This is a genomic window from Mucilaginibacter sp. (assembly GCF_036568825.1).
Lineage (GTDB): Bacteria > Bacteroidota > Bacteroidia > Sphingobacteriales > Sphingobacteriaceae > Mucilaginibacter.
This window is the reverse complement of record NZ_DATCRU010000003.1, coordinates 50537-65343: the sequence shown is the minus strand read 5'-3', so window position 1 is coordinate 65343 and position 14807 is coordinate 50537. Positions and strand designations below refer to the sequence as shown.

At 42.9% G+C, this 14807-nt stretch carries 11 protein-coding genes; 3 read left to right on the top strand and 8 right to left on the bottom strand.

From position 1 onward, the window contains the following. Positions 1-214 precede the first annotated feature (214 nt). Positions 215-1327, top strand: a complete 1113-nt coding sequence (locus VIM89_RS00690) for an alkaline phosphatase family protein (protein ID WP_488154189.1) — start codon at positions 215-217, stop codon at positions 1325-1327. 4 nt (positions 1328-1331) lie between these two features. Beyond that, entirely contained in the window at positions 1332-2147 is an 816-nt protein-coding gene (locus tag VIM89_RS00685) for a glycerophosphodiester phosphodiesterase family protein (RefSeq protein WP_488154188.1), read from the top strand. Positions 2148-2257: 110 nt separating this feature from the next. Here the strand turns inward: VIM89_RS00685 and VIM89_RS00680 are convergent, their stop codons facing one another. The 6 genes from VIM89_RS00680 to VIM89_RS00655 form a co-directional block, all read right to left on the bottom strand. Then, positions 2258-2842, bottom strand: coding sequence for a carboxymuconolactone decarboxylase family protein (locus tag VIM89_RS00680; protein ID WP_488154187.1), 585 nt, complete (start codon positions 2840-2842; stop codon positions 2258-2260). Positions 2843-2912: 70 nt separating this feature from the next. Continuing rightward, positions 2913-3458, bottom strand: coding sequence for a peroxiredoxin (locus VIM89_RS00675; protein ID WP_488154186.1), 546 nt, complete (start codon positions 3456-3458; stop codon positions 2913-2915). 211 nt (positions 3459-3669) lie between these two features. Beyond that, the gene (locus tag VIM89_RS00670; protein ID WP_488154185.1) at positions 3670-5211 is read right to left on the bottom strand and encodes an ADP-ribosylglycohydrolase family protein; all 1542 of its coding nucleotides are present in this window, start codon (positions 5209-5211) and stop codon (positions 3670-3672) included. Between the two features lie 79 nt (positions 5212-5290). Then, positions 5291-6379 carry a fatty acid desaturase gene (locus VIM89_RS00665; RefSeq protein WP_488154184.1) on the bottom strand — a complete coding sequence of 363 codons (1089 nt, stop codon included), beginning with the start codon at positions 6377-6379 and terminating at the stop codon, positions 5291-5293. A 382-nt stretch (positions 6380-6761) separates the two neighbouring features. After that, entirely contained in the window at positions 6762-9008 is a 2247-nt protein-coding gene (locus tag VIM89_RS00660; RefSeq protein WP_488154183.1) for a glycoside hydrolase family 3 N-terminal domain-containing protein, read from the bottom strand. Between the two features lie 189 nt (positions 9009-9197). Then, positions 9198-10913 carry a GMC oxidoreductase gene (locus VIM89_RS00655; RefSeq protein WP_488154182.1) on the bottom strand — a complete coding sequence of 572 codons (1716 nt, stop codon included), beginning with the start codon at positions 10911-10913 and terminating at the stop codon, positions 9198-9200. Positions 10914-11264: 351 nt separating this feature from the next. Here VIM89_RS00655 and VIM89_RS00650 point away from each other — a divergent pair, with 351 nt between their 5' ends. Beyond that, on the top strand, positions 11265-12080 hold the full coding sequence (locus tag VIM89_RS00650; RefSeq protein WP_488154181.1) for an alpha/beta fold hydrolase: 816 nt from the start codon (positions 11265-11267) through the stop codon (positions 12078-12080). 45 nt (positions 12081-12125) lie between these two features. Here the strand turns inward: VIM89_RS00650 and VIM89_RS00645 are convergent, their stop codons facing one another. After that, entirely contained in the window at positions 12126-12995 is an 870-nt protein-coding gene (locus tag VIM89_RS00645) for a sugar phosphate isomerase/epimerase family protein (protein ID WP_488154180.1), read from the bottom strand. Between the two features lie 115 nt (positions 12996-13110). Beyond that, a complete protein-coding gene (locus VIM89_RS00640) occupies positions 13111-14805 on the bottom strand; it encodes a GMC oxidoreductase (protein WP_488154179.1) in 1695 nt (564 codons plus the stop codon). Between the last annotated feature and the right edge of the window lie 2 nt (positions 14806-14807).

Below are 14807 nucleotides of genomic sequence, written 5' to 3'. Positions count from 1 at the left end.
GATATAAAACCGCCAAAAGGCGCTTTGCAATGGAAGTAAGAGATTTGGCAATAGCCCTTATCGTTGTACAATGTGGCGGCGATCCAGGCTTGCTCTTTAAAACATAATAAATGGCCGGAATATTCTTCCGACCATCACTGGCTTAATATCCCACCTTTATTTTTGTCGCATTAACAAGGTTTATTACTTTTTTTGTTCTTACAAATAGTGGTTTATGAAGAAGCTTGCATTGTTGTTCTTAGCTCTTTTTATTGTTCCGGAATTATTCGCGCAAATCCACCGGACTCAAAACATAGTGATAGTTACTTTAGATGGATTCCGCTGGCAGGAGTTATATCGCGGCGCCGACTCGACACTCGTCAACTCAAAATATACTGATACCAAAGCTGATGTAAAGAAAAAATTCTGGGCCGGAACTCCCGAAGAACGCCGTAAATTATTGATGCCTTTCATGTGGTCGACTATTGAAAGTGACGGGCAATTATATGGCGACCGTGATTTGGGAAATTGTGATGAAGTGGCCAATCAATATCATTTCTCATACCCTGGTTATAATGAAATATTCACCGGGTTCCCTGATGTGCGTATAAGTACTAATAATCCCGTTCCGAATCCTAATACTAACTTATTTGAATACCTGGACAAACAAAAAGGATTTGAAAATAAGGTAGCAGTTTTTGCTTCATGGGAAGCTTTTCCCGCGATATTTAATGTGAGCCGCTCAGGAGTAAAGGTTAACGCAGGCTATGAAAATTTTGAAGACGCAAAAGCAGATGATCGTTTGAAATACCTGAATGAGATGCAGCATAAAGCGCCTCATTACTTAGGAGATACCCGCATCGACTTTATGACATATGAGTTTGGCAAGGAATACCTGAAAGAATACAAACCTCGCGTTTTATATCTAGCTTTTGATGAAACCGATGATATGGCGCACGCCGGAAATTATAAAATGTACCTTACCCAGGCCCACCAGGAAGATGCTTACCTGAAGGAATTATGGGAGTACATTCAAAGTGATCCAACTTATAAAAACAAAACCACACTGATCATTACCTGCGATCATGGACGTGGTGATGCAAATATTGAAGCATGGCGCAGTCATGGTACCGGGGTGAAAAATTCTGAACAAACCTGGTTTGCGGTAGTCGGTCCGGATACACCTCATGATGGCATCATCAAAACACAAACTACTACTTATCATAAACAACTGGCCCAAACAATTGCGCAATTGCTGGGTTACGATTTCAAAGCATCAGCAGATCACGAAGTTGGTGATGCTATTTCGTCTGTGATGATAAAAGACAAGCCCGGTCTGGGGAAATAATTAAATGAAAAGGTTTTTAATTTTATTAGCCGCCTGCATTGCATGGATCAATGCAAGCGCACAATCTAATGCTGCACCAAAAGCACGCCATAAATTTATTGTGATCTGTCACCGTGGCGACCATGTAAAATATCCCGAAAATACGCTTGCAGCTTACTCCGAAGCAATTAAAAACGGAGCAGATTATGTTGAGATCGACCTGCGCACCACCAAAGACAGCGCCCTGGTAAGCATGCACGATAACACGGTTAATCGCATGACTAATGCGAAAGGATTGGTTAAGGATATGACATTGGCAGAAATTGAACAACTGCAGGTTAAGAGCCGCGACAGTTTAGATAAAACGGATTACCGTGTGCCCACTTTTGAGGAGATACTAAAACTTTGCAAGGATAAGATCTACATCTATATCGATTTCAAAAGTGCATCAGCATCGGCCACTTATGCCATTCTCAAAAAGTACGGAATGGAAAAACAAGTGTTGGTCTACATCAACGCCATCCAGCAATATATCGATTGGCGGTATGTTGCGCCTGATATGCCATTAATGTTTAGCATGCCGAATAGCGCGAAAGATGTGGAGGGCATGAAAACTTTTATCAACCAGGTAAAACCCGATATTCTTGATGGCGGCTGGAAAGAATATACGAAAGAAATGGTGCAGTTTGCCAATGGGCAAAATATTCCCGTTTGGCCCGATATTCAAAGTAAGGATGAAGATAAAGATTGGGATACAGCCATTGCTTTAGGCTTCAAAGGTATGCAAACCGATCATCCGGCTGCTTTTATCAAATATTTGGAGGAGAAGAGATTGAGATAAGATTTAAATTAACTCTGTGACCCCTGTGCAAACTCTCTGCGTTCTCTGTGGTTAATTTTTTACCACAAAAGGCACGGAGAATATTTACACAAAGGACACAGAGTTGATTATTAAAAAATTATTTTTCCGGTTGCTGTAACCAATGATGCGATCCTCACAGCATCAAAAACACGCTCCTCAGTAGTGCCCATTTTTATCAATGAATCTTCGTGAGCATTCACACACATTTCGCAGCCGTTGATGGCAGAAATGGCCAGGCTCATTAATTCAAAAAACTCTTTTCCGGTTACAGGCTTCATCATGATCTGCATACGGATGCGTGCAGGGATCTGACTGTATTTCTCCTTCTGTGTAAAATGACGGAAGCGATAAAAAATATTGTTTGATGCCAGTAATGACGCACAACCCGCGGCCTCTGCTGTTTCAGCAGCAGTAGCGCCCTGTTCTTCAGCATAACGGGTAAAGAATTGCGTAAGCGCCTTGTTATTATTGTTGATGGCAGATGAAAGCCCGATCAAAGCACATTCTTTCGCACTCAAATGTTCTGAAGTAAGTGTGCTGGTCAGATTCAATTTCAAATCGCGCAAATAACGTGACTCACCTTTTTCAAGTAGCTCAAGGCTTTCGGTACGGTAATCGCTATCGATACCTAAAGCTTCTAATATTTCGTTAGTTATTTCTGTTGTTTCGCTCATGATTTTTGAGAATAGAAGGAACAAAAAAATCCCCGCAAAAGAATATGCGGGGACCTGTTAGTTAAATTAATTAGACAGTTAAAGTCTCTTCGCCTTTAACCCAATTGCAAGGGCAAAGCTCGTCTGTTTGCAAAGCATCCAGTACGCGGATAACTTCTTTCACGTTACGGCCTACGCTCAGGTCATTTACAGATACCCAACGGATAATGCCGGTAGGATCGATGATGAAAGTAGCGCGGTAAGCAATTTTTTCATTTGGTTCCAGGATGCCTAACTCTTCAGCCAATGATTTTGAAGTATCAGCCAGCATCGGGAATTTCAGGTCGCGCAGGTCGTCATGGTTTCTTCTCCATGCTACGTGAACAAATTCAGTATCAGTAGAAGCGCCGATCAAACGGGTGTCGCGGTCGCGGAACTCGCTGTAATTGTTGTTGAACTCAGCAATTTCAGTAGGGCATACAAAAGTGAAATCTTTTGGCCACCAGAACATTACTGTCCACACGTTATCTTCATTAGCAAGATATTCTGATGTGATGGTTTCAAACTCTTTACCTTTTTCGATACTTACAACTGCTGTTTTAGAAAATTCAGGGAACTTTTGACCTATGGTTATCATATTTATATTATGTAGATTAATTTGTTGCAAATATACCGCTTTTGAGGCGGTCCTTTTATCTAAATAATTTATGATATATAGGTATTATCTATATTTAAATTGAGTTGCAATTGGTTTTAACAATATTTTAAATTGCGACATAATTTATACAGCACAATTATGAGAATTTTAATAATGAATCTAATTATTCAGAAAATGAAAATCCGGTTCGTTACTTTTTGGTAGTGGTTAGCGCGTCACTATAAACCAAGTATTCCGACGAGTTTAATACATAGTCATTATTGGGGTTCAGCACCTTAACTTTTACCGAGTGCTTTTTATTGGATAATTGATATTTCCAACATATTTCCTGACGACGGGTAGTAAAGTTGGTAGGTAATTTTGCCATTTCTGCTTTTTCACCGTCAATCGTTACTTCTACATCAAAAGTATAATCCGGTGAATCTTCTTTTTTCTTTCCGGCTTCTCCTTTCAATACAAAGCCTGTTCCCGTAAAATCGAAAGTTAATTCGCTTGAATTAATGTCATGCTGCAAATCGCTTTTTTGCAAAGGACGCATATTGGTAAATCCCTGTTCAAATCTTACAGTCTTTGGTTCCTGAACAGGTATGGTAATTTTATCTCCATCAACTTTGCCGCCGTTTCGTTTAATATTTTCCAAAGCATGTTTGAAGCCGACCTCGTAAACCTTATTAAGTGACATGGTAGTATATTTAAAGTCGATGGATTCCGCTTCTTTCAATCCCATTTTCCAGTAAGCCGGTATCTTTTTATAACCGAGCATCGCACCTAAAACACCGCCTACAGTTGATGGGTTGCAATCTGCATCCTGTCCACAGCGAGCAGCAATCTTTAATGTTTTAGTATAATCGCCATTACCATAAAGCAAGGCCAGCACCACATAAGCTGAATTCAATTTTGAGTCAATATCAAAAGCATTAAATACGCCATCCGGACAGCCTACTTCCGACGACCATTTCTTTTGCAGCTCGAACCAGGTTTGATGCCAATCATTTGGATATTGTTTGTGCCAGCTGATCACATCATGAATACATTGGTAGTAAGTGCTTTTTGCCGGGATCGTCTTTAAAGCTTCATTTACGATATGCTGAATATCATGGGATACAAATGCCTGCGTATACATCGCACCTACAAACACGCCACCATACCAGCCATCACCATAATTCATGATGTGCCCAATCTTATCACTTATTTTAGATGCCGTGTTTGGCATACCCGGACTCATCAGTCCCGCAAAGTCAGATTCGATCTGGTAGTCGATATCATCTGCATGAGGATTGTTGATCCAATAGCCAGATTGAGGTGCTTTGATGCCATTCAGCAAATTATAGCGTGCCGCCTGGTTAGCATGCCATAACATATAACCCGCGTGAGCAAAAGCATTGGCGAAGGAATCGACAGGTGCATCGAGACCATATTTTTCAAAAACATCTACAAAGGTGAGATCCATATACAGGTCATCGTACAAGCCTGGGTTTTCGATCATCGTCTTTTTCAGGTAGCCATCGTACCAAACCAATGGCTGGTAATCCTGTATAAAGGTGCCATCGAAACGGAACTCATACGGGCCGCCGAAAGTAACCGCAATGGTCTGACCGGCCCAGCCGCCCATGATCTTATCTTTTAGTTGTTCTTTGGTAAAAGTGATCTGTTTAGGAGTTAATTTGGTTTGTGCTGAACCACTGGCGACACCAAGAAGAATAGCTATACTTAGAAGTAAGAAGTTTCTCATACCATTGCATTAAATGAAACAAGGGCGTGGTGAACGACACAACGCCCCTGTATTAAAGGTATAAAGAAATTCCAGATTTTTAGGCCTGGTTCTGCTCTTTCAAACTCTTGCAGAGCGCGATTTTTTCTATGGCCGATTGCTTTTTTCGGGCAAGTTCCGGCAGGTAATATAATTCGTTGAATTGTTTCTTATTGTCCTTATAACTGCTTACCGCGCCCAGAAAATTCATAGTACGAATGTATACCCAGGCCAAGTCGATCTGCATTGGCTTGAAGCCGCTGCGTGCACTTTTGGGGAACAGGTGATGATTATTATGCCACTCACCGGCTACAATACCCGGCCATATTTGGTTCACCGATTTATCTTTAGTATTAAAATCTATCCCTTCACGCTGAACACCCGATCCTTTACCATGCCCTTCATAGTTAAAAGTGCGTACGCCAACGGCCCAAAAACCCGCTGCTCCAAATAAACAACAAAGGAGTGCAGGGCCGCCCAGCAGATAAAAAACTGTGCCCCAAAATGCCCAGTTAAGTATCCATGATAACACTGCCCTGCCAGGATGTACATATGATCCCCAGCGTTTATATTGCTTATAGCTGTTGGCTTTAACGCCGGTGTGGAGCATCAATAATTTTACCCGATTGTAATCTTGTTCGCTTAAGTTTTTTGCTATAGGCTGATGATTTACATCGGCTAAAAAACAATACAGGAATCCTCCGTATGCATTATAAGGGTCGCCGGGTTTGTCGGACTTGGAATGATGCACATGGTGTGATATCACGTAAATCTCTTCAGGGATTACATTCAGCGTAAGGTTTTGTGTAAAAAACCGCCAAAAATGATTCCTGAATTTATAAGCTCCATGAGTGCAATAGCGGTGATGCCAGATGGTGCCGTGTGTACCCATAATGATCATGCTGTATAAAAACGCGATCAACAAAGTGTAAAGATTAAAATACTGTACAAGGAATAATGTAAAAAAGGGTGCAAGACATAAAACCTTCAACCAACTGAAAAAAGACAGCCAGTTTCTCTTATCTTTAATTACATTCAGTCTTGAGAAAAACTCGTTGAAGCTTTGCCGGGTAGTTGGTTTTATCAATTCCCCATTTTTGTCCATCCACCCATAAGAGGGTGCCTGCAGTACGCGGTCTAAAAATGCCATCGTTTATATTTAGTTTAAATAATTAAGCGCTTTATAAAATCGAATTTAACGCAGACGAAGCAGGCGAAATAGAGGGCAAAATGTGCATTGTTTGTTCTTGTCATTGCCTGTCAAAACACAGTAATAGCTTAAATATTACCATATCAGAAAGCTGGCAATGCCTAAATGCTAAGTGTAATTTAATTGGTCGCGTTTTTTCTAAAAGTATGTAATTTAAATGTAAAAAATACACTCTTTTAAAACAATTTTCTATTAAATTTAAACGTAGTGCTGGCTTAAAAGTTGTGTAGAAATAAAATAAAAGTTAAATAATTTTATCGAAATGAAATCTGCCTTGGCGTACTGCACGCTTACAGCGTTCAATGCTCTTTAATATCCAATATTAATTACTCAACTCAAACGATTTCTGCAAACGGATATCATCTGATGCGCTGCCGATCATGATCTGAAAAGTTCCCGGTTGTGTAACCCGCTCCAGCTTGTCGTTGTAAAATGCCAGTTCATCACGTTTAATATTAAATGTTACACGCCTGATCTCGCCAGGCTGAAGCATGATCTTTTTGAAATCCTTTAGCTCCTTAATTGGTCGAACCGGTTGAGAAACCATATCCCGGATATACAACTGTACTACTTCTTCGCCCGCGCGTTTGCCGGTATTTTTGATCATAAAGGAAACCTGTATAGGCTTAAGTTCTTTTACCGATGGCTTAAACTTGCCTAACTCCATATTTTGGTACTCGAATGTTGTGTAGCTCAAACCATGACCGAATGCATACTGTGGCGAATTACGCAGATCGATGTAGGCGGATTTATAAAAAAGATCCGTATCACTTTGTGCCGGGCGTCCGGTATTATAATGGTTATAGTAAATAGGAATTTGTCCTTCCGAACGCGGGAAGGTAATAGGCAACTTACCCGATGGATTGTAATCACCATATAATACATCGGCCATAGCATTGCCGCCTTGCGTACCTAACCACCAGGCATAAACGATAGACGGTATATTCTCTGCGGTCCAGTTAAATACCATTGGCCGGCCTGCCATCAATAGTACTACTACGGGCTTGCCAGTGGCTTTTATCGCTTTGATCAGTTCTTCCTGTTCGCCTGGAATGTGAATATTCGACCGACTTTTTGCCTCACCTGTCATATCCGGAGCTTCGCCCATCGCCATCACTACCACATCTGCTTTTTTAGCTGCAGCTATAGCATCAGCAAAACCGTCATGCGAAGTCCCTGTAATTTTACAGCCTTCCGCATAAACGAATTTAGTATCCGGGGCATGGTTTTTCATGCCTTCCATCAACGATACAATACCTTTGTTTTGATCTACATCAAGCGACCAGAAGCCCTTCAATTCTTTCTCCGCCTTTACTAATGGGCCGATCAAGGCAACAGTTTTTAAGTTTTTGGAAAGTGGTAACAGGTTATTATCATTTTTCAATAACACCATGCTTTTGCGCGCCATATCCCTCGCAGCTTCCAAATTTTCAGGGCGGTTCAATGCTGTTTTTTCCCTGTCGGGATTGATAAATTTATAGGGATCATCAAATAGCCCAAGTTCAAATTTCTTTCTCAATATCCGGCGCACCGCATCATCAATGAGCGTAACAGTTACCTTTTTATCAGCCACCAGTTTTGCCAGGTTATTGATGTAACTGCGGCTTTCCATATCCATATCACTACCTGCGGTGATTGCTTCCTGTGCCGCTTCGTAATTATCCTTTGCATAGCCATGGTTGATCATTTCGCCAATAGAACCCCAGTCGCTCACGACAAAGCCTTTGAATTTCCATGCTCCTTTCAGAATGTCGCGCTGCAAATAGCTATTTCCAGTTGCTGGCGTTCCATTCAGGTCGTTAAACGAATTCATAAAGGTACCCACACCTGCATCCGCCGCAGCTTTGAATGGAGGCAGATAGATTTCCCAAAGTGTGCGCAGGCTCATATCGACGCTATTATAATCCCGACCACCTATTGCAGCGCCATAAGCTGCAAAGTGCTTGGCGGTGGCCATAACAGCATCTGCACTGCCTATACCATTCCCCTGGAAACCTTTTACTCTTGCTGTCGCGATCTGCGAACCCAGATAAGGATCTTCTCCTGCACCTTCCATCACCCGGCCCCAGCGTGGGTCACGGGCAATATCCACCATCGGGGCGAAAGTCCAGTTGATGCCTGATGCTGAGGCTTCAGTTGCTGCAATGCGTTCAGCCTTCTCAATAGCCCCCATATCCCAGCTGGCAGCCTCAGCCAATGGAATAGGAAACGTAATGCTGTAACCATGTATCACATCCTGACCGAACAGTAGCGGAATTTTCAGACGAGATTTCATCGCCGCATCCTGGAAAGTACGGCAATGATCAGTACCCATTATATTCAGCACAGCCCCAACACGCCCTTGCTTTATCTCATCCAGTTTATTGCCTACATCCTTGGTAACCGGACCTGTTGCTTCCCAATCCCCATTGTATTGATTAAGCTGACCGATCTTTTCATCAAGTGTCATTTTAGCCAGCAAGGCTTCCACTTTCTGGTCGACGGTTTGCTGTTGAGCGAAGCCATTGTTAATGGAGAGGATGCAAAATGCAAGGAGGAAACAAATCAGTCTTTTGTTCAGGTTGTTCATTTTTGCGATATTTTATATTAAAACACCCTGTCATTTCGACGAACCGACAAGACTTAAGCAACGGGTGAGGAGAAATCTTCTACAAGCGATATGCAAACTATGCATGTTGTATAAGTTTTCTCCTCGCTCTCGCGCACTACCCACCCCGCTCGTCGAAATGACATTGCTTTTTAAGGCGATTGAATATAGTTATAAGTTTCCTTTTTTGATCTCGTCAGCAGCATAATTTGCTGCGCGGGCAGTCAAAGCCATATATAAAATAGATGGACTTTGATTGCCGGTACTCGTCATGCAAGCACCATCTGTCACAAATACATTCTTGCACAAGTGCATCTGGTTCCATTTGTTCAGCAAGGACGTTTGTGGATCCTTACCCATGCGGCAACCGCCCATTTCGTGAATATCCAGTCCGGGAGCCTGTTTGTTCTCATGAGTTTGTACGTTTTTGCAACCGGCTTTTTCCATCATCTCTTTTGTTTCTTTCAGGAAATCCTGGATCATGCGCTCATCGTTATCGTCATACTCAACTGAGGTAACAAGCAGTGGAATACCCCATTGATCTTTATGTTCTTTACTCAGTCTTACATGATTGGTTATCTTTGGTACAGTCTCACCCTGAAGGTACATGTACACTTTCCATGGTCCCGGTTCTGTCAACGAATCCTTGTAATCTGCACCGATTCTGTTTTGATCGGTATCTGGTCTTGATTCCCGGAAGGCACCCATAAAAGTGGTATATCCACCGTGATAATCTGTTTCCTGTTTATGCAGGTTTTTATAATTAGCCAGAATCAGTTCCGTAGGATTTCGCCCGAAATAATATTTATCCAGAAAGCCATCCCAATCAGCCGTTACCGATGCGCGATAGTTTTGGAAAGCGACATATTTCCCCAACAAACCGTTATCGTTGCCCAAACCGTTCGGGAAACGCGTAGAAGTAGAATTAAGCAACACTAAGTTGGTATTTAAGGCTGATGCATTCATAAAGATCACCTTTGCCTTAAACTGCATCAGTTCTTTAGTATTGGTATCGATTACCCTCACGCCCGATGCCTTGCCCGATTGCTCATCGTAAATAATAGAATGCACTACCGAGAACGGTCTGATAGTCAGATTCCCGGTCTTTTTTGCCCAGGGCAGGGTAGAACTGTTCGAACTAAAGTACCCACCAAACGGGCAGCCTCGCATACACATATTCCTCGCCTGGCATTTCACGCGACCCTGGTCAATATGTATCTGGTTTGGCTTAGTTAGATGTGCCCAGCGCGCGTGCACCAGATGGCGGTCTTTATAATTCTCGCTGATCTTTTTGCTGATCACTTCCTGCACACAGTTCATCTCGAAGGGTGGTAAAAACTCACCATCGGGCATCGATTCAATGCCATCCTTATTACCGCAAACCCCGATGAACTTTTCGACATGTGAATACCATGGCGCTACATCATCATAGCTGATAGGCCAGGCAATGCCATAGCCAAACTTTTCAGGATTCTCAAATTCGTATTTGCTCCAACGCTGGCAGGCCCGCCCCCAGGTAAGCGATTTGCCGCCAACCTGATAACCCCGTATCCAGTCGAAGGGTTTTTCCTGTATGTAGGGGTGGTCTTTATCTTTTACAAAAAAGTGCGCATTATCCTCTCCATATCCAGCCGCTTTGCTGATTAGCGGGTTTTCTTTCAGGAACTCGGTTGTCATCCTGAGCCGGTGCTTGAATTGCCAAGGTGGCGTGGTAGCCGTTGGATAATCCTTGATGTGTTCCACATTCCGGCCGCGTTCCAGAACCAAAGTTTTCAGTCCCCTCTCGCACAGTTCTTTCGCCGCCCATCCTCCGCTGATGCCCGAGCCGATCACGATCGCATCATAGGTGGTTTGAATCTCCGGGGCTTTATTATTTGTTGAATCCATTGGTATAAAATAATTGGGTGTTGTCGTTCACGCAAGCGCTTTTCGACCGTTTAAAGGTAATGTTTTCTGAATAAAGCAGCTACAAATTATATTACTTATAAAGGCAAATCGCTTTCAGAAAGGAGGCACATACTGAGCCTATAAAAAAATACATTTTTCTATAAACAGGAAGCTCCTGGCGGAGCTGGACAATAACAAATTATAAAAACTCCATAGGAGTATCCGGTTTATAGAACATTAATAAATGGATTTTTGGCTCCAGCGGAGCCTCCTTTCTAAAAGCGATTTTTCTGACCTTGTGACAACTGTAAACTTCTTTTTATATTTAGTCGCCTGATAATCAAAATAAATATGAACAAAGCCTTATTATGCCTGCTATTTACCCTGGTGATGGGACAAATGGCCTGCAGCCAGCAAACCCACTATGGCGATAACCCTGCAGCCGGAAAATACTATGATGTGCGCGGCATAAAAATGTACGCCGAAACTTACGGTCAGGGCAAACCTTTATTACTCATCCACGGCAATGGGGGCAGCATCAGTGCCTTTTCGCAAAACATTCCCTACTTCTCCAAAAAATATAAAGTGATAGCGGTCGATAGCCGTGCGCATGGGAAATCTGTTGATAAGAAAGATTCCCTTAGCTTTGAAATGATGGCCGATGATTTTGCGGCACTGCTGGATAAAATGCATATTGATTCGGCTTATGTGATCGGATGGAGTGATGGCGGTATTAATGCAATTGTGATGGCAATGCGTCATCCCGAAAAAGTGATCAAATTTGCTTCTACCGGCGCAAACTTGACACCTGATTCAACGGCTCTGCAACCCTATTTATGGCGGGATATGGTTAAACAATATAACCAGGATAAAAACAAGCCGCGTACAACTGATAAAGAGAAAAACGACTGGAAAATATTTATGCTGGATTATGCGCAGCCAAATATTCCATTCTCAGCTTTGAAAGCAATCAAATGTCCTTCGTTAATCATTTGCGGCGACCATGACCTGATACCAATAGAACATACCACCAAAATTTACCAGGCTATTCCGCGGGCTTATTTATGGGTGGTGCCCAACTCAGGACACCCAACATTACAGGAGCACAGGGATGAATTCAATATGGTGGTTGAGGACTTTTTTGAGAAACCGTACCATAAGTTTTAACTTTATCAGACTTACGAAGTTTTCAAAACTTCGTAAGTCTGCACACTAAGGCAATTGCAGTTTCTTCAAATAATCAATATTCACCTTAGCGCTTTGCAAAGGCGTCTCGTGATAAAAGCGACTTTGCTCTACAAAGAAATATTTCATTCCATCGTTAAGGGCAGTCGACAACAGGTGCGGGTAATTGATAATCCCTTGCCCCAAATCGCACGCTGATTCTTCTTCACTGCCTTTGGGTAAACGCTGTTTTAATATATCGCGCATGTGGCAAAGCTTAAAACGGTGCGGATTTTTCCTGATATATTCTTCCGGACTTTGACCTTCGGTTATTGTATAATAATAATCCATCTGGAAGTCGACCAAATCCTTATCAGTATCAGCTAATAACACGTCGATAGGTAGCTGCCCATCTATTTTTTTATAAGGATAATCATGTGGGTGATAGGCAAAGCGCATGCCATGCTTTTTGCAGATCCCGCCATTGTGATTAAACTCATCCGCAAAGCGTTTAAAATTATCAATCGACTTTTGTGGCCCTTTCCATGGACAGATCAAATATTTCATACCGATTTCCGCAGCTTTCTCCACCTGTTTTTCAAACCCACCGGGTTCATCATTATAATGACTCGATACCAGCGTCAACCCAAAACCATTCGCCAGTTTTTGAAACTCCTTATTGCTCATTCCCCAAAACATGCCCTTATCACCGCCGTAGCTTTCAATCTGTGTGTAACCCATCGCGCCCAATTGCTTCAAGGTGCCGGGCGTATCTTTCGCCATATCTTCCTTCACCATATAAAGTTGGATTCCCAGTGCAGGAAGCTTGCGCGGAGCAGCAAATAGGTCATTCCTAAACAAAGGAAGGCTCAAGGCCAAAAGGCTTGTGTTTTTTATAAAGTTTCTTCGGTTGGTCATAATAATAAAAAAGATTTGTCATGCTGAACGTAGTGAAGCATCTATTCCGTGAAGCTGTTGGGTACTAAACATATGCAGCAATAGATTCTTCGCTCTCGCTCAGAATGACAGTGCGTTAAATATTCCCCTTCTTCATCTCCTCCGCCGCATGATTAGCCGCGCGCGCTGCAAAAGCCATGTAAAGTATAGATGGACTTTGATTCCCCGTGCTGGTCATGCACGCGCCATCAGTTACGTATACATTGTTGCACAAATGCATCTGGTTCCATTTATTTAGCAGTGAAGTTTTGGGATCATGCCCCATACGGCAGCCGCCCATTTCGTGGATATCCAGACCTGGTGCCTGGTGGGTATCGTGTTTGGTGACATCTTTTACACCAGCCAGCTCCAGCATTTCAGCGCTTTGATCCAAAAAATCTTTAATCATTTTCTCGTCGTTATCATCATAACCAACTGACGTGATGAGTTGTGGAATACCCCATGGGTCTTTTTGATCCTTACTTAACCGGACATGGTTATGCTCTTTTGGAATAGTTTCACCCTGAATGAACATACCCGCGTGCCATGGTCCCGGTTCTGATAAAGAAGCTTTCAGGTCAGCCCCAACACCGTCGGCCCAGTTTTGTCTTCCACGATTAGAATAAACAAAGGTCATAAAACCGCCGATATAATCCGTATCCTGTTTATGCAGATTGCGGTAGTTCGGGATCATCGGGTTAGTAGGGTTTCGGCCAAAATAATAATGGTCTTCAAAGCCTTCATACCTACCATGAACACTTGCCCTGTAGTTTTGAAATGCCATGAATTTACCCAACAAACCGCTATCATTTCCCAATCCGTTCGGAAAACGGGATGAAGTAGAATTAAGTAATACCAGGTTAGTATTAAGGCAGGCCGCATTCATGAAGATCACTTTGGCATAATACTCGGTCATTTCCTTAGTATTGGTATCGACTACCCGAACGCCCGTTGCTTTGCCTTTTTTCTCATCGTAAATGATGGAATGAACCACAGAGAATGGCCGGATAGTTAAATTGCCTGTCTTCTTTGCCCATGGCAAGGTTGACGAAACAGAACTGAAATACCCGCCAAACGGACAACCTCGTGTACATAGATCACGCGCCTGGCATTGTCCGCGACCTTGCTGCAAATGTATAGGTTCGGGTTTAGTAAGATGCGCCCAGCGCGTTTTGATCATACGGCGGTCTTTGTAATGCGCATTGATCTTTTTAGCCATGGCATCCTCCACGCAGCTCATCTCGAACGGCGGCAGATAATCGCCGTCAGGCATTGATTCCATGCCGTCTTTATCGCCACAGATACCTGAAAATCGCTCTACGTGCGAATACCAGGGAGCAATATCTTCATAGCGTATCGGCCAGTCGACCGCATAGCCATAACGCTGCGGCGCCGAAAACTCAAAGTTGCTCCATCGCTGGCAGGCTCGTCCCCACATAATGGATTTGCCGCCCACCTGGTAGCCGCGTATCCAATCGAAAGGTTTTTCCTGTATATAAGGATGCTCTTTATCTTTCACAAAAAAGTGATGCGTATCCTCGCCATAAGCGTAGCACTTGCTGATCACGGGATTATCCTTTATTACCTGTAAAGGCTCTTCCATGCGATGAGGAAACTCCCAGGGGCCTTTTGTAGCAGTAGGATAATCCTTAATGTGCTCAATATTCCGCCCACGTTCCAATACCAGCGTTTTTATACCCAGATCGCATAGCTCTTTGGCAGCCCACCCGCCGCTTATGCCTGATCCTACTACAATAGCATCATAGGTGTGCTGCTCTGTTCCTTTACTCATAA

What these genes read in the sequence shown, in the direction of transcription:
- VIM89_RS00645 (WP_488154180.1), bottom strand. Translation starts at nt 12,995, where the DNA reads ATGACCAACCGAAGAAACTTTATAAAAAACACAAGCCTTTTGGCCTTG.
- VIM89_RS00655 (WP_488154182.1), bottom strand. Translation starts at nt 10,913, where the DNA reads ATGGATTCAACAAATAATAAAGCCCCGGAGATTCAAACCACCTATGAT.
- VIM89_RS00650 (WP_488154181.1), top strand. Translation starts at nt 11,265, where the DNA reads ATGAACAAAGCCTTATTATGCCTGCTATTTACCCTGGTGATGGGACAA.
- VIM89_RS00690 (WP_488154189.1), top strand. Translation starts at nt 215, where the DNA reads ATGAAGAAGCTTGCATTGTTGTTCTTAGCTCTTTTTATTGTTCCGGAA.
- VIM89_RS00680 (WP_488154187.1), bottom strand. Translation starts at nt 2,842, where the DNA reads ATGAGCGAAACAACAGAAATAACTAACGAAATATTAGAAGCTTTAGGT.
- VIM89_RS00640 (WP_488154179.1), bottom strand. Translation starts at nt 14,805, where the DNA reads ATGAGTAAAGGAACAGAGCAGCACACCTATGATGCTATTGTAGTAGGA.
- VIM89_RS00675 (WP_488154186.1), bottom strand. Translation starts at nt 3,458, where the DNA reads ATGATAACCATAGGTCAAAAGTTCCCTGAATTTTCTAAAACAGCAGTT.
- VIM89_RS00670 (WP_488154185.1), bottom strand. Translation starts at nt 5,211, where the DNA reads ATGAGAAACTTCTTACTTCTAAGTATAGCTATTCTTCTTGGTGTCGCC.
- VIM89_RS00660 (WP_488154183.1), bottom strand. Translation starts at nt 9,008, where the DNA reads ATGAACAACCTGAACAAAAGACTGATTTGTTTCCTCCTTGCATTTTGC.
- VIM89_RS00685 (WP_488154188.1), top strand. Translation starts at nt 1,332, where the DNA reads ATGAAAAGGTTTTTAATTTTATTAGCCGCCTGCATTGCATGGATCAAT.
- VIM89_RS00665 (WP_488154184.1), bottom strand. Translation starts at nt 6,379, where the DNA reads ATGGCATTTTTAGACCGCGTACTGCAGGCACCCTCTTATGGGTGGATG.